Annotated in this window: 19 protein-coding genes; 8 read left to right on the top strand and 11 right to left on the bottom strand. The window is 44.6% G+C overall.

The window, feature by feature from the left end:
* Nucleotides 1-37 precede the first annotated feature (37 nt).
* The 9 genes from hemW to RBB12_RS08535 all read right to left on the bottom strand — a co-directional run bounded on the left by hemW (nucleotide 38) and on the right by RBB12_RS08535 (nucleotide 9,357).
* Complete coding sequence (hemW, locus tag RBB12_RS08575) at nucleotides 38-1,180, bottom strand: radical SAM family heme chaperone HemW (RefSeq protein WP_306013775.1); 1,143 nt, start codon at nucleotides 1,178-1,180, stop codon at nucleotides 38-40.
* A 53-nt stretch (nucleotides 1,181-1,233) separates the two neighbouring features.
* Nucleotides 1,234-1,590, bottom strand: coding sequence for a four helix bundle protein (locus RBB12_RS08570; RefSeq protein WP_306013776.1), 357 nt, complete (start codon nucleotides 1,588-1,590; stop codon nucleotides 1,234-1,236).
* Nucleotides 1,591-1,650: 60 nt separating this feature from the next.
* Nucleotides 1,651-2,202: a crossover junction endodeoxyribonuclease RuvC gene (ruvC, locus tag RBB12_RS08565; protein ID WP_306013777.1), complete on the bottom strand. Its 552-nt coding sequence runs from the start codon at nucleotides 2,200-2,202 to the stop codon at nucleotides 1,651-1,653.
* A 1-nt stretch (nucleotide 2,203) separates the two neighbouring features.
* Complete coding sequence (locus RBB12_RS08560) at nucleotides 2,204-2,683, bottom strand: hypothetical protein (protein ID WP_306013778.1); 480 nt, start codon at nucleotides 2,681-2,683, stop codon at nucleotides 2,204-2,206.
* A gap of 44 nt (nucleotides 2,684-2,727) precedes the next feature.
* Entirely contained in the window at nucleotides 2,728-3,879 is a 1,152-nt protein-coding gene (locus RBB12_RS08555) for a tetratricopeptide repeat protein (RefSeq protein ID WP_306013780.1), read from the bottom strand.
* Between the two features lie 22 nt (nucleotides 3,880-3,901).
* Complete coding sequence (locus RBB12_RS08550) at nucleotides 3,902-5,848, bottom strand: M56 family metallopeptidase (protein WP_306013782.1); 1,947 nt, start codon at nucleotides 5,846-5,848, stop codon at nucleotides 3,902-3,904.
* Nucleotides 5,845-6,207, bottom strand: coding sequence for a BlaI/MecI/CopY family transcriptional regulator (locus RBB12_RS08545; protein WP_179383761.1), 363 nt, complete (start codon nucleotides 6,205-6,207; stop codon nucleotides 5,845-5,847). Before RBB12_RS08545 ends, RBB12_RS08550 begins: the two co-directional genes overlap by 4 nt.
* A 380-nt stretch (nucleotides 6,208-6,587) precedes the next feature.
* Nucleotides 6,588-8,813 (bottom strand): TonB-dependent receptor, encoded by a 2,226-nt coding sequence (locus tag RBB12_RS08540; protein ID WP_306013783.1) that lies wholly within the window; start codon nucleotides 8,811-8,813, stop codon nucleotides 6,588-6,590.
* A 91-nt stretch (nucleotides 8,814-8,904) separates the two neighbouring features.
* Complete coding sequence (locus RBB12_RS08535; protein WP_306013785.1) at nucleotides 8,905-9,357, bottom strand: hypothetical protein; 453 nt, start codon at nucleotides 9,355-9,357, stop codon at nucleotides 8,905-8,907.
* Between the two features lie 115 nt (nucleotides 9,358-9,472).
* On the opposite strand from RBB12_RS08535, the gene RBB12_RS08530 reads away from it, so the two are divergent.
* Nucleotides 9,473-9,985: a DUF456 domain-containing protein gene (locus tag RBB12_RS08530; protein WP_306013786.1), complete on the top strand. Its 513-nt coding sequence runs from the start codon at nucleotides 9,473-9,475 to the stop codon at nucleotides 9,983-9,985.
* On the opposite strand, the gene RBB12_RS08525 is transcribed toward RBB12_RS08530, so the two are convergent.
* Together RBB12_RS08525 and RBB12_RS08520 are read right to left on the bottom strand one after the other, a co-directional pair.
* The gene (locus RBB12_RS08525; protein WP_306013818.1) at nucleotides 9,982-10,536 is read right to left on the bottom strand and encodes a nitroreductase; all 555 of its coding nucleotides are present in this window, start codon (nucleotides 10,534-10,536) and stop codon (nucleotides 9,982-9,984) included. The two genes, RBB12_RS08530 and RBB12_RS08525, sit on opposite strands and share 4 nt — an antisense overlap.
* 175 nt (nucleotides 10,537-10,711) lie before the next feature.
* Nucleotides 10,712-11,599, bottom strand: a complete 888-nt coding sequence (locus RBB12_RS08520; RefSeq protein WP_306013787.1) for a LysR family transcriptional regulator — start codon at nucleotides 11,597-11,599, stop codon at nucleotides 10,712-10,714.
* A 216-nt stretch (nucleotides 11,600-11,815) separates the two neighbouring features.
* Between RBB12_RS08520 and hutH the strand changes: the two genes are divergently transcribed.
* The 7 genes from hutH to RBB12_RS08485 all read left to right on the top strand — a co-directional run bounded on the left by hutH (nucleotide 11,816) and on the right by RBB12_RS08485 (nucleotide 23,175).
* Complete coding sequence (gene hutH, locus RBB12_RS08515; protein WP_306013788.1) at nucleotides 11,816-13,393, top strand: histidine ammonia-lyase; 1,578 nt, start codon at nucleotides 11,816-11,818, stop codon at nucleotides 13,391-13,393.
* 1 nt (nucleotide 13,394) lies between these two features.
* Nucleotides 13,395-14,621 carry an imidazolonepropionase gene (hutI, locus tag RBB12_RS08510; RefSeq protein WP_306013789.1) on the top strand — a complete coding sequence of 409 codons (1,227 nt, stop codon included), beginning with the start codon at nucleotides 13,395-13,397 and terminating at the stop codon, nucleotides 14,619-14,621.
* A 10-nt stretch (nucleotides 14,622-14,631) separates the two neighbouring features.
* Nucleotides 14,632-16,635: a urocanate hydratase gene (locus RBB12_RS08505; RefSeq protein ID WP_306013790.1), complete on the top strand. Its 2,004-nt coding sequence runs from the start codon at nucleotides 14,632-14,634 to the stop codon at nucleotides 16,633-16,635.
* Between the two features lie 4 nt (nucleotides 16,636-16,639).
* Nucleotides 16,640-17,611, top strand: a complete 972-nt coding sequence (gene hutG / locus RBB12_RS08500) for a formimidoylglutamase (RefSeq protein ID WP_306013791.1) — start codon at nucleotides 16,640-16,642, stop codon at nucleotides 17,609-17,611.
* Between the two features lie 775 nt (nucleotides 17,612-18,386).
* On the top strand, nucleotides 18,387-19,601 hold the full coding sequence (gene dinB, locus RBB12_RS08495) for a DNA polymerase IV (RefSeq protein WP_306013792.1): 1,215 nt from the start codon (nucleotides 18,387-18,389) through the stop codon (nucleotides 19,599-19,601).
* 165 nt (nucleotides 19,602-19,766) lie between these two features.
* Nucleotides 19,767-22,766 carry a DNA polymerase III subunit alpha gene (locus RBB12_RS08490; RefSeq protein WP_306013793.1) on the top strand — a complete coding sequence of 1,000 codons (3,000 nt, stop codon included), beginning with the start codon at nucleotides 19,767-19,769 and terminating at the stop codon, nucleotides 22,764-22,766.
* Nucleotides 22,767-22,806: 40 nt separating this feature from the next.
* Nucleotides 22,807-23,175, top strand: a complete 369-nt coding sequence (locus RBB12_RS08485; protein WP_306013794.1) for a DUF7009 family protein — start codon at nucleotides 22,807-22,809, stop codon at nucleotides 23,173-23,175.
* Nucleotides 23,176-23,180: the final 5 nt, after the last annotated feature.

The following is a 23,180-nucleotide window of genomic DNA, read 5'->3' as shown; positions in this document are numbered from 1 at the left end:
GAACTCATCAAATCAGAGAGATAAGAAATACACTAGCTTATCTCAGGAAAAACAAATCACTAGCAATTCCATCCGCCAAAAACTTGCCTTTTTTGGTGGTAAGCAGTCTGCCATCTTCGAGCATCAAATGTCCCTGTTCCAAAAATTTGGATGCTTGTTGGTTCAAATAGATTAAGTAATTCTCACCATATTCGGATGCCACCCTATCCAAATCCACGCCCCAAATGGTGCGCAGTCCGGTCATCACATATTCGTTGTACCGGTCCGTAGTGGAAAGCGTTTCAATTTCCAAAGGAAGTTCGCCTTCGTTGATTTTTTTAAGGTAGATGGGATTGTTCCGAATGTTCCAGCTTCGCTGCTTGCCATCAAAGGAATGTGCCGAAGGACCGACTCCCAAATAGGTCTTTCCCAACCAATAAGCGGTATTGTTTTGGGAGAAAAATCCGGGCTTGCCAAAATTGGATATTTCGTAATTCACAAAACCTTCGCCCTCCAACATATCCACCAAAATGTGGAATTGCTCCTGGGCCTGTTCATCGTCCACATCGGGAATCAGTTCCTTCTCTATAAATTTTTTAAGGGCCGTTCTAGGTTCCACAGTCAAGGCATAACTCGAAATATGCGGCAGACCAAAATCCAACGCTTTTTGAATGTTGGCCCTCCACCGTTGGTTGTCCATTCCGGGAATCCCGTAGATCAAATCGATGGTGATGTTATCAAAATGCTCAGTGGCTTCCCTAATACATTGTTCGGCTTCACGGGCGTTGTGGGCACGGTTCATCAGTTTAAGGTCCTGTTCAAAAAAGGATTGGATGCCGATGCTGAGACGGTTAATGCCAGTATTTTTATATCTCTTGAAAAGATCTCTCGACTGCGCTCGAGATGAGACCAAATCATCTGGGTTGGCTTCCAATGTAATTTCCGGGTCATCCTCAACCTTGTAATTGTCATAAACTGCCTGAATCAAGGTCTCCATCTCGCCTTGGGAAAGCACGGATGGCGTTCCTCCACCGAAGTAAATGGTCTCAATGGTATCCTGCACCTCCGCTTTCCGCAACTCCAATTCTTGGGCAATGGCATGGACCATGGCTTCCTTTTTTCCCATTTGGGTGGAAAAATGAAAATCACAATAATGGCAAGCTTGCTTGCAAAATGGCACATGGATATAAATACCGCTCATTCAATCAGTGGTCAGTTAACAGTAAATATTTAACAATGAACAATTTACAATTATCATTTGGCCCTTTTTGTGGTTTTTAAGATGGAAAACATAATTTTGGAGAGTTCATCTGCTCGTTCTATCAGTTTATTTGCTTTTTCTGCCTTGATATATTCAGAATCCTTTAGAAGCGACAACCAATATTTTACTTCAAGACTTTCCTTATAAGCTATTGATATTTTGGCGGAAAAATCTGCAGTTGAAATTGCTCCGTTCGCCTCAGCGATGTTTGCTCCGATTGATGTGCCAGAACGAAGCATTTGTTTAGATAGCACAAACTCTCGTTTTGAAGCAATAATTCGCTTATACAATCTAACTGTTTCTAATGCGAAATCATAAGATTTCTTCATTAAGGGATTCTCTTTTTTCATAATGTAGGTTCATTTAAGTGATTTGGTAATTGTAAATTGATTATTGTTTATTGGACATTATTATTTGATCTTATCCGGGTTTTGTTTGATGAAAGCCTCCCAACCGGTATAGCTTTTTCCGACCTCAACCCTGCCCTCATTATAAAAGTGGCAGACGGCGGCGGCCAATCCATCGGTGCTATCCAAATTTTTGGGCAAGGATTTTAGTTGTAATACGCTTTGAAGCATTCGGGCTACCTGCTCCTTACTGGCATTTCCATTGCCCGTGATGGCCATTTTTATCTTTTTGGGCATGTACTCGGTGATGGGTATTTCCCGTGAAAGTCCGGCTGCCATGGCCACCCCTTGTGCCCGGCCCAGCTTGAGCATGGACTGTACATTCTTCCCGTAAAAAGGAGCTTCGATGGCGATTTCGTCCGGGTGATAGGTATCGATGAGCTCTATGGTCCGCTCAAAAATAAGTTTGAGCTTGGTATAGGGGTCGTCATATTTTCGGAGCATCAACTCGTTCATTTGCACAAAGTGCATCTGTTTGTTGATGACCTTGATAATACCAAACCCCATGACCGTGGTGCCTGGGTCTATGCCCAATATAATTTTTTCTGTTGCCAAATCAATAGGTGTTTAGGACCAGCGGAAGCCTAAAACGCAGGCTTACGGGGTTACCTCGTTTCAATGCGGGCGCCACAGTGGTCAAATCGTTTAAGCGTTCCGATATTTTGGTGTTGAAATCGGATATCTCATTGAGCACGGAGGTTTTTTCTTCAACGCCCAACACAGATATAAACCCGTGTTCATCTATCAAAAAATCGATATAGACGGTATCGTTCATATCGTTCCGTACCTGAAACTGCAATCCAGCCAAAGCTTCGGAGAAATATTCGGTGATCACGTTTTGGAAACACTCTTGCTGTGCCTCCTTGGGAGCAGTTTCGTCGCAATCCTCAAAAAGGGGATATTGGTCCACATCGTTCCAATCGATGGCCAAAAGTTCCTCATTGACCAGTTTTTGGGTCTTGTCCTCCTTGGACTCGAAGAGCTCGCAGGATACGAGCAGACCCATAAAAACGATTAACAAAACAAACTTCTGCATGACAGCCCCTAGAATTTGGCTGAAATTACGACATTTTGAAGAAATCAGTTGCTGCCAAAATGGATTTCCTCCTTGAGCTCGCTGATTCTGTTTTTGATGCGTTCCTCGAGCCAAGGAACCAAATCAGGGTACATTTCCAGCAACTTTTCATAATAGTTCAGTCGAGTTTTGGGGTCCTTATAATATTCATCCGCCAAAACACAAACCTGATAGTAATTATAATAGTTCTCTTCGTTTTCTTCCCATGCCTTTACATAGTAATCCATAGCCTTTTTGGTCTGTCCCTTGAGCCGAGCAATCCGACCCAAACTGGCATATTCTTGGGGAAAAAAGACCCTTCGTTCCTCTATGGATTTTTCAATATAGTACTGTGCGCTGTCCAACTCCTTTTCCTCAAAATACACTTCTCCCAATCCCGAATAGGCAACGGCCAGTTTCTCCGGGAAATCCTTCAGTTTATGATAGGTTTCCAGTGCTTTTTCCGGCTCCCAGTTTCGGAAATAGCAATAGGCCAATTTCTCGTACACAAAGGCCTTTTCTTCGCCCAACTCCAGCAGCCGCTCAAAATGGGGGATGGCCAATGAAAATTGACCATTATTGTAATATGCCAAGGCCTTTAAATTGATCATCGCCACATCGTTTTCATAAAACCGAAGTCCTTGATCGATATAGACCAAAGCGGAATCCCGTATTTCTTTGCCCACATAATGTTTGCCCAAAGCGTAAAGGCTCCGTAGATGGGTACTGTCCATTTTCACAGCAGTTTTGTAGGATGAGTTGGCCTTTTCGGTGTTGTCGATAGACTCGTAGACCCTGCCCAGGTAGTAGAAATATTCGGGGTTTTGCCCTTCCGATGACACCAGGACCTGAAACATTTCCATGGCAGGTCCAAAATCTTTGGTCTTCAACAACAACTTGCCCAGTTCAAAACGGGCCAACTCAAATTGAGGGTCATTGTCCAAAATATCGGTGTATTGGGCTATGGCTTTGTCATAATTTCCGATGGCATTGTAGGCCCGTGCAATCTGCAGACTGGACTTTTGGTCCCCCACCTTGGCATAGGCATTGATAGCCGAAGTATAGTTTCCCAAGGCATACAAACTGTCGGCAACGGACAAAGCCGATGTTTGTGCACCGGCTTGGAATGAGAACAAAATCAAAAATGTACTGTAGATATTTTTTGATTTACGTATCACAGCTAAAATTTAATTTTAGTAATCAATATTGGGATACTTCAATATGTTTGTCGGGAAGTCCTTCATACTGAAATTTCACGATATCACCTTCTTCGACTGCTATCGAAAAAACACCATTAAAATTTGACATAACTCCAGCCTCCTTTCCTTCAACGGAAATTACAACTCCAGAAATACCCATAGATTCCTTGTCTGTCACTACACCCTCAAAATAGGTTTTCCCTTGCTTTTTTACCTTCATGCCTTCAACCAATAAATAATCTTTGGAACCATTTACTGTGGTACCCTCTGGCTGGTTTTTTAACCTAAAGGTAATTGGAATCGCATATGGCACATTCATAACTTTGCCTTCATGTTTTCCGGGCTGCATTTTGGGTAGTCGTTCTATAATCCTGACCGCTTCATTTTCCAACAATTCATGAGGACCACGTTTTTTAATCGAAGAAACATTACCGTTTACATCGATTGTAAATACTACACTCACCCTACCTTGAATCCCCTGTTCCTGTGCTGCCTTTGGATACCTGAAATTCTTTCTGATATGCTCTACCAATTTCTCAGCGAAACACTCTTTTGGATCTATGGCATTTTCGCAACCTGGAAAAACGGGAATTTCATCTATTGTAGCAAAAGGGTATGAATCACTACTGTTTTCTTCCGAATTGGACTTCTTTTCCTCGCCTTGAAGTTTAAAAACAATTGGAATGGAAAAAGGCACTTTTACAGCTTTACCCTTGTGCTTACCAGGTTGCATTTTTGGCAATTTGTCTAAGATACGACCTGTTTCATTTTCCAAAAGATCGTGTGGACCTTTCATGTTAATGTCAACAATATTACCCTCTAAATCAATCCTGAATATGGCTGAGACCTTTCCTTCTATTCCTTGCTGTTCTGCTGCTTCAGGATACCTGAAATTCTTCTGGATATGTCGCTGTATTTTTTCCTGAAAACAGGCTCTTTTATCTTCTGCATCTTCGCATCCCGGAAAAACAGGAACTTCATCAATCACTCCAAAGGGAATTTCTCCTTCTTTTGTTTTACCAGCTCCGTAACCTACAATTGTCATCTCCTCAATTGGTTCTTCAGCTGTACTTTCAGCATCGGTCGGTTTTTCATTTTCGCAGGAAGTGTACACCAGCATACCCAAAATAAGGGGTAACAACAATACATACTTCACCTGCCAAACGGCTTTTGACTTCTTTTTTTGTAACATGACTATTCGTTTTTTGATTAATGATCTATTGAAAAATTGATTCACAAAACTGATGTTCTGCGTATGAAAGGCTTGGGACAACAGCATCTCAAAATGGGCCGCTTTGTTATGTTTGACCGCCCTTTCATCGGCAATAAATTCATGAAGTTCGGCTACCCTGTTTTGGTAGATGTACACCAAAGGATTGAACCAGAAAACTATTCTTGCCAATTCAAAAAAGAGCAGGTCCAAAGAATGCCATTGCTTTACGTGGACCAGTTCGTGGGCCAAGATGTTGTCCTCCTTGTCCTTTTGAATCTCTTCTCCCATAAAAATGTTTCTGAAAAAGGAGAAAGCAGACGTGCTTTGGGGCACGGTCACCTTGGTAAATTCCCGATAATGCTCCACTGCACTTTTATGGCGAAGTCTTTTTATTTGTACCAATTTATAAGCAAACCAGATTGTCGCCAATAAACTCCCTAGACCCAACACCAAATAAGGCCATGATATTTGTTGCAGGATACTTGTTTCTTCTGCGCCCGGTCCAAGTACGACTCCGTTCAATTGGGTCAAAAATACCGTTGTGGTTTGCAAACCGTCCGGCATCGGGGTGGTCAGGGCATCAATCTTCACCCAGGGCAAAATAATGGATAGGGCAAACGTGCCTAATAAATAGGCCCTGTTCCATTGAAAAAAGGTCTCTTTCTTTAGAAAAAGGTCGTAAGCCAACAAAAAGACCAATTGAAATGCTAAGGATTCTAGGATATAGGTAATCATTGCTCTTTATCTTTAATGTTCTTCATAATAGCTTCCAGTTCCTTCAGACTGATATCGTTTTTTTTCATAAAAAAGGACACCATGCTGGAAAATGACCCTTGAAAGTAGCCCTCCATCAACGTATTCAACCGCTGGTTACTATACTCTTCTTTTTTAACCAAGGGAAAGTACACATGGCCCTTGCCCACTTTTTCGTGAGACACAAAACCTTTGTCTTCCAAAATCCGAACTATGGTGGATACCGTGTTGTAGGCTGGCCGCGGTTCTGGTAATTCTTCCAAAATGGCGGCCACATTGCCCTTTTTAATTTTCCAAAGGAGCTGCATTACTTCTTCTTCTGCCTTGGTGAGTTGTTTCATTCGATACGTTTTAGTGGTCATTCCCAAGCAATCGGGAATCCAATTCATATTCCTTATAATCCGAACTAAATCCTTGAGCATTAGTTCAGATTTCTCATCTTGACTTCAACTGCGCTCAGTCTGACAATTTGAAATGACATCGCTAATATAACTAAATATTTAGTTTAAACTAATTTTTTAGTTATAAAATGTATGAAAAATCCGCCAGCGTGGTATGCTGGCGGCTAATTATGTAAGTCCTTGAACTTGTTTTACCCTTTATCAGCAGTTTAAGGGGAGCGGTCATATCGAGCGCAGTAGAGATGCGACACCGATATAAATCTCCTACTAAATAACCTCTCGACTGAGCTCGAGGTGACAATTTTTTACACTATCAAATATTAAAAGGTCACAGTAACCTTTCCTCTAAGATAGAAAGGGGTTCCTGGTGTAAAATGAATTTCTTCAAAAGAGCTCGGCTCGTTGAACAAACGGCTTTCGGTTGCGAACTGTGTCTCGTTCCATTCGGTGTCGAACAGGTTCTCCACAATCAATCCAAAAGTCCAATTGTTGACGCTGTAATTCAGATTGGCATCTGTCACAAAATAGCCTTCCGCCACAATGCTATTATCCTCATTGGCAGGTCTATCGTCAATATACCGGTAGTTTATTCCTCCCGAAAATCCTTGATTACCTCCCACGGTCAACCCTCCTACCATAGTAAAATCTGGCGCCAAAGGGATAAAGTCTTCACCATCAGCTTCCTCGGTACTACGGGCATGGGTATAATTGGCATCCGTGTACAGGTAAAGCCAATCCATAGGTTGATACCTTGCTCCTACCTCAATCCCCATGCGACGGGTTTTTCCACTGGGTTCCACAATGGCGGCATCCCCTACGTACACAAATTCCTGATCGAGAAACAAGCTCCACAAGGTGGCATTTAAAACCAATTTGTCAGCTGGCTTCAAAATGGTTCCAAAATCGACTCCATAAGCGGCGGGCAGGATATCTTCCCCTCCATTGGCTACCACCACCCGGGTATCGTTGGAGTGAAAACCAATACCGGTTTTTAAAAAGAACTGTGTTTTCGATGTCGGACTATAAATCGTGTTGAATTTAGGGCTGAACGCTACTTTTTCTTCACTTCGGTTATCGTAAAGCTCGCTTGTCTTGTCGTTGTAATCGAATCGGAAATAATCCATGCGCAGGGCTGGTTCCAACGTAAACTTTCCCGTTTTGAAGCTGGCCCCCGCAAAGGCGTAGCCATTCATTTCATCTATATCGCCAAACGCCAAACGTTCCAATAGTTTTTGACGGTTCAGCGTTCGGGACAATTGGTTGTCATCCACATTGTCATACCTAAAACCAACTCCTGCATTGTATTTAAATTCCATACCATCCAAATTGGCCGAATTATCCTGAAAAACTGTTTTGGCGCCTGCCATCAGCCTATCTTCAAATTGCCTGATTTGATCTCCGTTCACAGGATCTTCCAGGAAAAAGGTAAAGTTGGAGTAAAGTTCAAAGTCGTAATGGGAAACAAAAGCCGTAGTGTTCAAGGATTTTCCTATTCCCATATTTTTACTGTGGTTCAAAACTAAATTGGTCCGGCTCGTTTGTCCGCCCTCGGTATCGTCAATAGCACCGAATCGGCTTATTAATCCCTGGTCCACGGCACGCTGCGGTATTTGTCCCGAGGCATCCCATCTACTCGAAAAATGTGAAGCTGTCAACAGCAATTCTTGGTCACCTGGCAGCGCATAACGATACCTTCCCATAATATTGATACGGTTAAAATTTTGCGGTGATTCGAACGGGCCGTCCGTCAGATACAGTTCCGAGGCCATATAGGCATTGCTGTTTTGGTTGTCCATGAGATTGAGCATACCCACAAATCTTCGCGCGCCAAACTGTCCCGCTTCGGTGGATATCATACTTTTATCCAAACTCTTTCTGAGTTTTAGGTCCACATAGCCAGCGGTATTAAAGTTTCCTTGTTCCGCATAGTAGGGCCCTTTTCCAAAATTTACGTTTTCGATGGTCTCTGGAATCACAAAATGAAGGTCCGCATATCCCTGTCCGTGGGCGTGCGATACCATATTTACTGGCATGCCGTCCACATTGATGGCCACATCGGTCCCGTGGTCCACATCAAAACCTCGCAGGAATATTTGCTCTGCCTTTCCGCCACCAGCATGTTGTCCAATGATCAGGCCAGGCACCTTTCTTAGGATTTCCTGTGATGATTTTACAGGATCTGTCTTTACATCCACATCCACCACCCTGCTCAGCGCATCTACCTCGGATACCAAGACCACTTGGTCCAATGAAATGGAACTTTCTTCCATCACAATGGTCAATGGGTTTTGCAAATCTGCTTTATCTATCACTTTAGTGAGTGTGGCATATCCTAATCTGGAAAAGTAAATGGTATCGTTTACCGATGTGTTGTTGAGAACAAAGTAGCCTGTCCCATCGGTATGGCTATGTTGCCCGCTGGTTTTGTTGAAAATACCGGCATCTTCTATCGGGGAACCAACTTGATCCACAAGTTGTCCCTCTACGTTTTGCGCAGCGATTGTAACCATGCAAAGCATGGACAATGCCGCCATAAAATATTTCATGTCGTTGTAATTAAATTTGTGTGATGATTAAAATTTGGCAATAGGGGACTAGACCAGTTTCAATAGGAAATAAAACTGACAATAAAGTGGTCTAGTTTAGGTACTGATGATGCTGGGGAGGAGGCGTGTTTACCGTTTGGTACCATGCAAGCGCACCATCTTGATATCCCCAACACACATTTTTAGCTATAAGGTCCTGCAGGTTGGATTCGGTACTACTTGCAACCGTAAAATGTTTATCCAATTTTAGGTTCTTATTTTCGGGCTTTTCCTGTTTATCGGATGGACTGTCTTGCAATAATTCCTTCAATGCCTCCAAAGCTTCGTGCGAGTGTCCGGCCATGGCCTCCAAGGAGGTATAATCGATAGCTTCGTGATCTGAATTGAAACTATGATGGTGGGATTGCTCAGACCAACTATGGGACACTTCATGTAAGGTCTCAAGAACCAGTCCGTTAAAAAGTCCCATCAAATAAAACAGGCACAGCGCAAAGCATCCCAAAGGGAGGAACTTAGATTTGGTTTGTACCTTAATTCTTTTCATGACCTATTCATCATAACGCTTCAAACGTACCTACGGAAAAATTAGGGACAGGGTTTTATTTTGATTTTGTTTGTAACAATTGTCGGCTACATTTGTCTAACATGAAAACACGACCATGGACATTGCTCTCCTTATTTTAGGGTTTATTCTAATGCTAATAGGGATATTGGGTAGTTTTTTACCCGTATTGCCGGGACCGCCCATTAGCTGGGTGGGCCTACTGCTGCTCTATTTGACCAAAGCCGTTCCGGATAACTGGTGGGTTCTGGGAGTTACCTTTGTGATTGCCATTGCCATTACCGTTTTGGACTATGTGATACCCGCCATGGGCACCAAACGCTTTGGTGGCAGTAAAGCGGGCATGTGGGGTACGATTGTAGGACTTCTGGTTGCCTTGGTTGTACCCATATTTGGGCCATTGGGTATTATCATTTGGCCGTTTATTGGTGCATTGGTCGGTGAATTACTGAACAAAGCCAATAAAAAAACCGCCATGAAGGCGGCTTTCGGTTCATTTTTAGGGTTTTTGACCGGTACTTTTATGAAGTTTGTGGTAACTGCCCTGTACGCTGTTTTTTACGTATACATCACCATCAAATACGCAGGCGACCTGTTTACGTTTAGTTAGTCAAACCACTCCACTTTATCAGCGATGGGTGTTCTTGCAGAAGGAATCACTTCTCCATCAAAATAACCCATATAGAAAAAGCCTAAACACTTTTCGCCTTCATTTAGGTCAAAAAACTCATCCATGTATTTGATGAGTCCTGGCGACGACCAATAACTACCAATGCCCAATTCGGTGCAGCACAACCACATATTCTGCACCGCCATGGCCGTTGAAGCGATTTCCTCCCATTCTGGAAGGCTTTCCTTAGGGTCACGTTGCATGCAAATGGCAATCACGGCAGCGGAACGTGCGGGGTTCTCTTTTAATTTGTTTATAGTGGTCTGTTTTGGTTTTGGGTCCACTTCCTGATACTTTTTGGAAAGGAATACACCCATTTCATCCTTCTTTGAGCCGGTCAACACCTTAAAGCGCCAAGGTTCCGTTTTTTTATGGGTAGGTGCCCAATTGGCCGCTTCCAAAATTTTTTCCAAGGTCTCTTTAGCGATGGGCTTATCTACATATTGCGGAGGAAAAATACTTCTTCGTTCCTTAATTAATTCAAAAATCATACTCATAAAAATTGATTTTTATGTATTCAAACGCTGATTGCAAACAAAACGTCAGTTCGAGCGCAGTCGAGAACTACTTGGCAGTTAAAATGCTAATTCTCGATACAATTTTCTTCGCTTCCTCCAAAAATCACTCGAATTGACAAATCCAAAGTTACACCCCAAAATATTCACATCATAATTTATTGAGCAAGTCCATACATTTTTGGAGCGCAGGATTCCGATTATCCGTTTTCCAGACCATGCTCAATATGGCCCTTTGCTTTATAGTTTCCATTTCAATAAACTTTACCTTCATTTGGAATCCATATTGAAGCGTAGTCGGTACAATGGCGATACCCAGTTTGTTCTCTACCAATTTAAAAATGGTCTGAGCATGCACCGATTTATGGGAAACCCGGGGCACAAAACCGCTATCCTCGCAAATACTGAGCACCGTATCATAGTACATGGGACTATAATCTTGGGAAAACAGTATAAAATCCTCATCCGCCACCTGATGGATACCCATAAAATTGGATTCATCCAAAGGATGATTCTCCGGCAATACCAAGGAAAAGGTATCCTCAAAAACAGGTTTAACCTCGAGTCCTCTGGGGACACGCGACAATCGGACAAAGCCCAAATCCAAACGGTCAGCCAAAATAGCATTGATCTGTGCACGATTGGAAAGCTCCTCCAAAGTAGTGTGCACGGTGGGAAACTTTTCCTTTAACTGCAGCAATAGATTCGGCACAACATTTTGCATGGCCGAACCCAAAAAACCAATTCGCACTTCCCCTAACTGTCCCTCTCCAATGAGTTTAACTTGCTTTTTGGTCTGTTCCAAATGATTCAGGATGAACTCCACCTCTTTTTTCAAAAACTCACCTGCTGGGGTCAGGCTGACTTTCTTCTTGTCCCTCACAAAAAGCTGCGTTCCCAATATTTCCTCCATCTGTTTGATTTGGGTACTCAAACCAGGCTGAGAAATAAATAGCTTTTCGGCAGCTTTCCGATAGTGAAGCTCTTCGGCCACGGCCAAAAAATAGATGAAATGTCGAAGCTCTATCTGATAATTCATACTTATTGATTCATACAAAAATAAGTATTGGCAATTATTAAACCTAATTGATACTTTTGAATAACCGCGATTAATCATACCTCAATGTCACTTCGAGCGCAGTCGAGAAGTTATTGAACTTAGATTCCTAAAAAAAGGTCTCGACTGCGCTCGACCTGACATCTTTTAATTCATGGGAGTATCGCGGACAATCAGTTAGTAATCTAATCTAAAAACATGGCGACAGACCGAACATTTCACTTTGGCGAAGACCATTTAACCGCAAGCATAGCGTTGGGTTTGGCCAAAGGAACCATTAAGGGCATTTTTTCAGATAAATGCCTGAAAAATGTGAATGCAAGTTACCAACGGGTGCAACGTATCGTGGAAAAAGGCGATACCGTGTATGGCATCAATACAGGTTTTGGTCCTTTGTGCAACACCAAAATTTCCAAAGCGGACACCAAAATCCTTCAATCCAATATACTGAAAAGTCACAGCGTAGGCGTCGGGGAACCCATTTCCACGGAATTGGCCAAAATCATGTTGATTCTAAAAATCCATGCCTTGGCCAAGGGCTATTCAGGCATCGCCGAAACCACCCTGCAACGCATGCTTTGGCATTTGGAAAACGATGCCATTCCCGTGGTGCCATCCCAAGGTTCGGTTGGGGCTTCTGGCGATTTGGCGCCCCTATCCCATTTGTTTTTACCATTAATTGGTTTGGGTAAGGTGGAATACCAAGGTGAAACCATCCCAACGCAAGAATTATTTCAACAAACAAGGTTGCAACCCTTGGAATTGGGTCCAAAAGAAGGTCTCGCCTTGATCAACGGTACCCAATTTATCGCAGCCCACGGGGTGTTGGTCCTGCATAAATTGCAACGCTGTCTGCGTCAAGCAGATATTGTCGGTGCCATGATGCTCGAAGGACTGCAAGGTTCCATGAAGCCTTTTTTTGAAGAATTGCATAAACTACGGCCCTTCAAAGGCAATCAGCACGTAGCGGGAAGGATCCGCACCCTGCTCCAAGGTTCCGAGATCTTGGAAGACCATATCGATTGCGAACGGGTGCAAGACCCCTACTCCCTTCGTTGTATGCCGCAAGTGCATGGCGCTTCGCGAAATGCTTGGCTTCACCTGAAAGAGCTATTGGAAATCGAGCTCAACTCGGTCACCGACAATCCTGTCATTATCAATGATGAATTGACCATTAGCGGAGGCAATTTTCATGGACAGCCATTGGCCATGGCCTTGGATTATGCAGCTTTGGCCGCTTCGGAAATCGGAAACATCTCCGACCGACGCATCTACTTGGCCCTGGAAGGCAATAGCCCAGGTGTTCCCAAATTATTGATGAAGGATACGGGCATCAATTCGGGCTATATGATCTTGCAGTACACTTCGGCTGCTTTGGCCAGCGAGAACAAAAGTTTGTGTTTCCCTGCCAGTGCAGACAGTATCCCAACCTCTTTGGGACAGGAAGACCATGTGAGCATGGGGTCCATCAGCGGCAGAAAAGCACTCAACATTATTGGGAATGTAGAGAAAATCCTCGCCATTGAATTGTTGACGGCAGCACAGGCCTTTGAGTACAGAAAACCTTTAAAATCGGGCATTCTGTTGGATGAAATCCATACCTTCCTGAGAACCAAGGTGGCTTTTGCCGAAAACGACCGTGTCTTTGCCGATGACATCGAAAAAGGAATCGAAATCATCCAAAACGGTGAAATCATTGATTTGGTAGACCGTGTGATGGATGAAAAACAGCTGAAGTGGAATACACCACACCTTGATGAATTTGAAACATATTAGCATGAACAGACCACTATTGATAGGCCCCTTTGCCCAATTGCTTCCTATGACGGGACTCCCCTTAAAAGGAGCGCTCAAAGATGAGCAACTGCCCATCATTCAAAATGGCGGCATTCTGATTTCTGAAGGAAAAATTCTAAAAGTGGGTGTTTTTGATGACTTAAAGTCCGAAGATGTCGACATCCACCATATTGAAGGAGAACATATTTGTTTGCCTGGCTTTGTAGACTCGCACACCCATATTTGTTTTGGCGGAACCCGTGCCCGAGATTATGCTTACCGAAATGCTGGGAAAACCTATTTGGAGATTGCCAAGGCAGGCGGGGGCATTTGGGACACAGTGACCCAGACCCGAAAGGCATCACAACAAGAATTGGTAGAAGGGATTCTTGCCAGAAGCGCAAAGCATCTCAAAAACGGTGTTACCACCATAGAAGTAAAAAGCGGATACGGCCTTTCTGTGGATGAAGAATTGAAAATGCTCCGTGCTATCCAACAGGCCAATGCAACCACTAACCCCTCTTTGATACCGACTTGTTTGGCTGCCCACATGAAACCCAAAGATTGGCATCAGGATAAGGAGTATTTGGACGTTATCATTCATGAATTGTTCCCGATGATCAAAGCAGAAAACTTGGCTCGCCGGGTGGATGCCTTTGTTGAAGAAAGTGCTTTTTCCCCTGAAGAAATCAGACCTTATTTCCAAAAGGCGAAAGAAATGGGGTTTGACATCACCGTGCACGCCGACCAATTTACCACGGGCGGCAGTCAGGTTGCCGTTGAATTTGATGCCGTAAGTGCCGACCATTTGGAGGTCAGCACCGAAAAAGAGATTCAATTATTGGCCAAAAGTAATACCATAGCCACGGCCTTGCCCGGAGCATCCCTCGGTTTGGGATGTGCCTATACTCCTGCTCGCAAAATTTTGGATGCAGGAGGTGCTTTGTCCATTGCCAGTGACCACAATCCAGGGTCCGCACCTATGGGCGACCTGTTGACCCAAGCCAGTATTTTAGGCACCTTTGAAAAACTCTCGAACACCGAAGTTTTGGCAGGTATCACTTCGAGGGCAGCGGCAGCTTTGCGTTTGACAGACCGGGGCAAACTGGAGGCTGGAGCAGTAGCTGACTTTGTAATCTTCCCGACGGCTAATTATCAAGAAATCACCTATCACCAAGGGCAATTAAAGCCTAGTGAAGTTTGGAAAAAAGGAACGCCCATCCACTAAAAATTGAATCATGACTGAATTTCAGCAACAGATATTACAAGGCATACCCGAGCAGCTTCCCGCAAAAAAACCATATTCCATAAACGGCAACCCAGCTCCAAAACGAAAGGATATCCTATCCAAGGAAGAGAAGAAATTGGCCGTACAAAACGCCCTACGGTATTTTCCTGAAGCCTGGCACAAGGAACTCGCCCCCGAATTTGCCGAGGAACTCAAAACCTATGGTCGAATCTACATGCACCGGTTTAAGCCCAATTATAAAATGTATGCCCGGCCCATTTCGGAATATCCTGCCAAAACACATCAGGCGGCAGCCATCATGCTCATGATCCAGAACAATTTGGACCCTGCTGTGGCCCAGCATCCCGAAGAATTGATCACTTATGGGGGCAATGGAGCAGTTTTTCAAAATTGGGCACAGTACCTGCTCACCATGAAATATTTGGCTGAAATGACCGAGGAACAGACCCTGCACATGTATTCCGGGCATCCAATGGGACTTTTTCCATCCTCCAAGGAAGCGCCAAGAGTCGTGGTCACCAACGGGATGATGATTCCCAACTACTCCCAACCCGATGATTGGGAAAAATACAATGCACTTGGTGTAACACAATACGGACAGATGACGGCGGGTTCCTATATGTACATTGGTCCTCAGGGTATCGTCCATGGAACGGCTATCACCGTTATGAACGCTTTCCGGAAAGTATTGCAGAAAAATGAATCTACCGAAGGCAAGATTTTTTTGACCGCTGGTTTGGGTGGAATGAGCGGTGCACAACCCAAAGCAGGAAATATTGCCGGGGGCATCACCATCTGTGCCGAAGTCAACCCCGAAGCTGCCAAAAAACGACACGAACAAGGTTGGGTAGATGAATTATTGGCCGATTTGGACCTGTTGGTCGTTCGCACCAAAGAGGCCGTGGCAAATAAGGAAGTGGTTTCCTTGGCTTACATTGGCAATGTGGTGGATGTTTGGGAACGATTTGATGAGGAAAATATTTTTGTTCATCTGGGTTCCGACCAAACCTCCTTGCACAATCCTTGGGCAGGCGGTTATTACCCAGCAGGACTCTCTTTTGAAGCATCCAACGCCTTAATGGTGGAAAACCCGAAAGCGTTCAAAGAGAAAGTACAGGAATCGTTGCGGAGACAGATCAATGCCATCAACAAACATACGGCCAAAGGCACCTACTTCTTTGATTACGGCAATGCCTTTCTATTGGAAGTATCCCGGGCAGGCGGCGATGTAATGGCCAAAAACAGCATTGATTTCAGATATCCATCTTACGTTCAGGATATTTTGGGGCCTATGTGTTTTGATTACGGATTCGGCCCCTTCCGATGGGTCTGCACCTCGGGCAATCCGAAGGACCTTCAAAAAACGGATGCCATTGCCCTTGAGGTGATGAAAAAGATAAAATCCGAAGCGCCCGAAGAAATCCAACAGCAAATGCAGGACAACATCAAATGGATTTCGGAAGCGGAACAGAACAAATTGGTGGTAGGTTCGCAAGCTCGAATCCTCTATGCCGATGCCGAGGGGCGAAGCAAAATCGCGGATGCCTTCAATACGGCCATTGCCAAGGGAGAAATCAGTGCACCCGTGGTTTTGGGACGCGACCATCACGATGTAAGCGGAACAGATTCGCCCTTTCGAGAAACTAGTAACATTTACGATGGCAGCAAATTTACCGCCGATATGGCCATTCAGAATGTGATTGGCGACAGCTTTAGGGGAGCCACTTGGGTGTCCATCCATAATGGTGGCGGCGTTGGCTGGGGCGAAGTGATCAATGGTGGATTTGGCATGGTGCTGGATGGTTCCAAAGAGGCATCAAACCGATTAAAGAAAATGCTGTTTTTTGATGTGAACAATGGGATTTCCCGAAGAAGCTGGGCACGGAACAAAGAAGCCCGTTTTGCCATTGAACGAGAAATGGAACGCACCCCAGATTTAAAGGTAACTTTGCCCTATCTTGTGGAGACGGATATGTTGGACGACCTTTTTTAATGTGATGAAACACTACACTCCCCCGAAAAAAGACCTTTGGACCGGAAGAATCTCCAATAAGTGGCTGTATTTGCACGAAAAAGTGCATTGCACCCCTTTGGAAGAGCTTCCAGAGGCCCAGAAAAAATCCATTGCCTTATTGGGTTATGCCTGCGACGAGGGCGTACGCCGAAACCAAGGTCGTGTCGGAGCTGTTGAGGGGCCCGATGTCATCAAAAGCAGTTTGTCCAAAATGCCCAACCATCTCGGAGGCAATGTACGGTTCCACGATGTAGGTTCCGTGGTTTGTGAAGGAGATGATATGGAGTCAGCACAAGAAAAACTCGCCGAAGCCGTATCTGTTCTTTTGGAGAAGAAGCAATTTCCTATCATTCTGGGTGGCGGACATGATATGGCCTACGGCCACTACAACGGAATCAAAAACTATTTGGATTCAAAAAAGGAGAGGCAGACCATTGGTGTCATCAATTTTGATGCACATTTTGATTTGCGGAAAAACACGGAGCAGAACAACTCGGGCACCCCATTTTATCAAATAGCCAAGGATTGTCAAAAAGAAGGTATCGATTTCAACTATCTCTGTTTGGGTATCCGAAGGGATGCCAACGACCGAAGTCTATTTCAAACCGCTAGGGACCTTGATGTCATCTACGTGATGAACGATACCTTCCAAATTCCCCTAGTGGAAGAAATTACCACTTGGATCAATGCTTTTGCCAAGAATGTGGACCATATTTACGTGACCATCGACCTGGATGGATTCTCTTCTGCTTATGCTCCTGGGGTCAGTGCCCCTTCGCCCATGGGCTTTAGCCCGTATATAGTATTGGAATGCCTAAAAACGATTATAGGCTCTGGAAAATTAATCAGTATGGATATCGCGGAGATGAACCCGAAGTACGATATTGATGGGCAAACGGCAAAATTGGCCGCTTCGCTGGTGCATCATGTGGCACATGCTATTACCCAGAGTTAATAATTGCTTCCAACCTAAATTTATAGCTTGACACTAATTACACGAATGCTCACTAATATTTTATGGGCTGTCACCTCGAGCGGAGTCGAGATATGAGACCAAATATCTAGTTAGAGACTTCTCGATTACGCTCAAGATAGGTTTTGTGATGAATCTCAAGCAAATTGGAATGAGATGCTGAAACAAGTTCAGCATGACGTGTATTTTACTTCAGTTGATTCGAATGACATCGTTGTCAAAAGAGAATTAACCTGTCATTTCGAAATTAGGAGTAACACGACGATTGAGAAATCTGAGTGTCATTCTGAGCCAAGCGAAGAATCTTTTGCTTGGTTAAGTGACTCGACACGAATTGCACGAATTACCAAAAATGCTTTGTTATTTGTCAGGTCGAGCGCAGTCGAGACCTTTGGCAAAGAGACTTCTCGACTGCCTGCCCGTCCGGCAGGCGGGCGCTCAAAGTGACATTATCACCCAATTCATTAGGAAAGGATTCCGCTTTTCAGCGGAATTTGTTCGACCTAGCATTTTGAACAAGTCCAAAACTGGGTCTCACGAACAAAAAAAGCCTTCCAAAAGGAAAGCCTTTCATTGGCGAGCATCGATTTGATGCTTCAACCTGATTCCAATCATCGCGACTGGAATCCAACACAACGATACAAAGATAGGATGATTTTTCGGAAAAAATAACAGCACGGGTTGTTGATATTTATTTTTTGGATTATTTCCATTTTATAGGAATATTTCCATAATTTAGCTTTCCTTCAACTGAACAATGGAAAAGACGATTTTGCATCTTGACTTGGATACTTTTTATGTGTCCGTGGAGCGCATCATCAATACAGAGCTTAAAAACAAGCCCTTATTGGTGGGCGGCACCAGCGACCGTGGCGTAGTGGCGGCCTGCAGCTACGAGACCCGTGGATTTGGTGTGCATTCCGGTATGCCCATGAAAATGGCCAAGGAACTTTGTCCCGAGGCCGTGGTCATTCGTGGAAACGCCGGCACTTACAGCAAATATTCGGATGTGGTCACGGAGATTATCAAAGAACATGTACCCGTTTTCGAAAAGTCGAGCATTGACGAGTTTTATGCCGACCTCTCGGGGATGGACCGTTTTTTTGGCTGCTACAAATACGCCACGGAAATGCGCCAGAAAATCATTAGGGAAACGGGACTGCCCATTTCGTTTGGGTTATCGGTGAACAAAGTGGTTTCCAAAGTGGCCACCAACGAAGCCAAACCCAACAATCAGCTCAAAATCGATTTTGGTCTGGAAAAACCTTTTTTGGCTCCACTTTCCATCAAAAAAATACCCATGGTGGGCGATAAAACCTATCAAACCCTTCGAAATTTGGGCATACGGCAGGTAAAGACCATTCAAGATATGCCCATGGACATTATGCAACGGGTATTGGGTGCCAACGGTAGACTCATCTGGAAACGGGCCAATGGGATAGACAACACCCCCGTAATCCCATTCCACGATAGAAAATCCATTTCCAACGAACGGACTTTTGACCGGGATACCATCGATGTCATCAAACTAAGGGGCATTTTGATTGCCATGACCGAGAATTTGGCCTACCAACTACGGCGGGGCGATAAGTTAACGGCCTGTATTGCCGTAAAAATCCGGTATTCCGATTTTAATACCTATTCCAAGCAATCCCGTATTCCGTACACAAGTGCAGATCATGTGCTCATCCCAAAAATATTGGAGCTATTCGACTCGCTGTACAACAAACGGATGCTGGTCCGCCTCATCGGGATTCGGTTCAGTCACTTGGTCTCGGGCAATTACCAAATCAACCTTTTCGAGGATACCGAAGAAACCTTGAACCTATACAAGGCCATGGATTATGTGCGGAACCGATTTGGATGCCGGAGCGTGGTCCGCGCTTCCGCCATGGACGCAAAGACCATTGGAAGCATGCGCAACCCATTTAACGGGGAGCCGCCCGTGGTATTGGCGCATAGAAAACAGTAATCAGACTTGAGACCGCTACGCTGTCAGACACAAGATACAAGACGGCTTTCTGGATGCAAGCTAAGTTTAAATCTAGAGGTTTTTACAAATCGGTATCGTATCTCGACTACGCTCGATACGACAGCCAAACCTGATAATTGGACATTGATAATTGATAACTGACAATTGTATTTAAACTGCCACACATATTACAGTTTACGGTTCGGGACTTTCTCGGAGGCGGAGCTATTGCAATTGGCCGAACAGAACCATGTGACCCAACTGGTGCTTACGGACATCAACAATACCTCAGCGGGATTGAACTTTGTTCGGAAAGCACCGGAATTTGGCATCAAACCCATTTTGGGCATCGATTTTAGGAACGGAGTGCTCCCCTGCTTTATCGGGATTGCACAAAACAACGAAGGGTATCTGGAACTGAACGATTTTTTGTCCCAACACCTTCACCATGGATTGAAGATTCCCCATCGGGCACCAGCTTTTAAGAATGCGTTTGTGGTATATCCGTTTGAGCAGGTACTGCTCAACGAACTGGATAATTTTCAGGAGCATGAGTTTGTGGGAATCTCCATCAAAGACTTGCGAAGGCTTCCCTTTTCCAAATTGGCATCGCTCACCCATAAATTGGTGGTACAGCAGCCCGTTACCTTCCGGAACAAACAGGATTTTAACGCCCACCGATTGCTCAGGGCCATCGACAACAACTTACTGCTGAGCAAACTTCCAAAGGAAGAGGAGGCCAGCGAGGAAGAAAAAATGTATCCTATCCAGAATCTGGCTGCGGCATTTTCGGAGTTCCCCTTTATTCTGGAAAACACGGAAAAACTGCTCAACAAGTGCAGTATCCATTTTGATTTTTCCAAAGACAGAAAACCCCAAAACCTGAAAACCTATTTGGGAAGTGTGGAAGAAGATGAACAACTCTTGGACCAACTCTGTGCCGAGGGACTCCCCTATCGGTATGAAGAAGTGAACGATTCCATCAAAAACCGATTGAACAAGGAATTGGAACTCATCAAAAAAATGGGTTTCGTTTCCTACTTTTTGATCAATTGGGATATTGTTTCCGAAGCAAGACGAAGAGGTTTCTTTTATGTAGGCCGAGGCAGTGGCGCCAACAGCATCGTTGCTTACTTGCTCCGCATCACCGACGTGGACCCTATGGAGCTCGACCTGTATTTTGAGCGGTTCATCAACCTTTACCGGGCCAATCCGCCCGACTTTGACATTGATTTTTCGTGGAAAGATCGCCCTGCCATGACCAAATACATCTTCGAGCGCTTTGAACACGTGGCCCTGCTCGGTACCTATGTCACTTTTAAGGAGCGGGGCGTTATCCGCGAACTGGGCAAAGTGTTCGGACTCCCGCCACAGGACATTGATTTTTTGCTGGCGGGAAGATATGATTTTGACCAACTGGACCATGTGTCCAAACTCGTACTGAAATATGGCAGCTTGCTCAAGGGTAAACCCAATTATTTAAGCATTCACGCCGGAGGTATTTTGATCAGCGACAAGCCCTTGCATTGGTTTTCGGCCACCCATTTGCCGCCGAAAGGCTTCGCCACTACGCAGTATGATATGGTCATCGCTGAAGATGTTGGCCTGTACAAGTTTGATATTCTGGGGCAGCGTGGTTTGGGCAAGATTAAAGAGGCACTGGAAATCGTTGCCTACAACCAACCCGAAAAATATGGCGATATCGACATACATGACATCAAAGGGTTTAAAAAAGACCCCGTCATCAACAACTTGATCAAGACCGCACAATGTATGGGCTGTTTTTATGTGGAATCGCCCGCCATGCGCATGCTACTCAAAAAACTTCAAGTTGACAACTATCTGGGTTTGGTGGCCGCCAGTTCCATTATCCGTCCCGGTGTGGCCAAAAGCGGGATGATGCGGGAATATATTCTGCGCCATCGCAATAAGGGCCGAACCGAGGAAAAGGCACATCCCGTGATGTTGGAGATTATGCCGGACACCTACGGGGTGATGGTCTACCAAGAAGATGTGATCAAAGTGGCCCATCATTTTGCCGGTCTGGACCTTGGTGAGGCCGATGTACTCCGCAGGGGCATGAGCGGCAAGTTTCGTTCGCGGGAGGAGTTCCAAAAGGTACAGGACAAGTTCATTTCCAATTGCAGGAAGAAAGGGTACGCGGAATCCCTCATCTCCGAAATTTGGAACCAAGTGGCCAGCTTTGCAGGCTATGCTTTTGCCAAGGGGCACTCTGCCTCCTATGCCGTGGAGAGCTATCAAAGTTTATTTTTGAGAGCCTATTTTCCCTTGGAATATATGGTGGCCGTACTCAATAATGGCGGCGGGTTCTACCGTTCGGAATTCTATGTGCACGATGCCCGTATGATGGGTGCGACCATTCATCCGCCCTGTGTGAACAAAAGCATGATTGTCAACCGAATTTACGGCAAGCACATTTATTTGGGAATGATGTACCTCCGCGACCTGGAGAGCAGGGTCATGGAACGCATCCTAAAAGAACGGATGCTCCACGGGAGTTTTTCCTCTTTGGAAGATTTTTTGGACCGCGTGTTCATCCGAATGGAACAACTTTCCATCCTCATCCGTATCGATGCGTTTCGGTTTACGGGCATCAACAAGCACGAACTGCTCTGGAAAGCCCACTTGATGCTCTCCAAGAACGACCGATTGGAACACCCAAAGCTTTTTCCGCCAAGACATCAAAAATTTCAGATGCCCCAGCTCAACAGCACAACATTGGAGACCGCCTTTGAACAATGGGAACTTTTGGGCTTCTGTCTCTGCAGCCCTTTTGAATTGTTGGAGGAAGCGCCCAAAAACGACAACGGACAAAAAGACTTGGAACGGTACCTCAACAAGTACATCGATATTTATGGGTATCTGATCACGGTAAAAAACACCTCCACCCATCACGGCAAGCGCATGCACTTTGCCACTTTAGTAGACCAGCACGGCGAAGTCTTCGATACGGTACTCTTTCCGCCCGTTGCCGCCAAATACTATTTTAGGGGCAAGGGCATTTACCGATTTTATGGTAAAGTCGTGGAAGAATTCGGGTTCCTGAGCATTGAGGTCATCAAAATGAAAAAGGAAAACTACGTACAGGACCCTAGATATGCCGATATGAGAATGAGCAAAAAGCTATTTGATTCGAAGAAGTGAACGGAATGCCGTAACTTACCAAGACGAATTGAATGTGCACATGAAAATTAGGATCAAAGGGAATTCCATACGATTTAGATTGACCCAAAGTGAGGTAAAACAACTATCCGAAACAGGTTCCATCGGGGAAACCACTGAATTGGGAGAAAACGTTTTCCGGTATCAGGTCAAGCTGATGCCAGAAGCAAATCAACTACAGGCATCCTATACTAATCACACCATACTGTTGATGGTTCCGGAAACTGATGGAAAAAATTGGTTCCACAACAATGCCGTAGGTTTTGAACACGAAATGGAGCTTCCGAAAGGGAAAAAATTACATCTGCTATTGGAAAAAGACTTTACTTGCCTTGAGAATCGGGCAGAAGACCAGTCGGACAATTATCCCAATCCAAAATTGCAACACTGACCATA

It is taken from the genome of Allomuricauda sp. MMSF_3307, assembly GCF_030733585.1.
In the GTDB taxonomy this organism is placed as follows: domain Bacteria; phylum Bacteroidota; class Bacteroidia; order Flavobacteriales; family Flavobacteriaceae; genus Flagellimonas.
The sequence above is the reverse complement of the archived record's forward strand: the minus strand, read 5'-3'. Positions and strand labels throughout refer to the sequence as shown.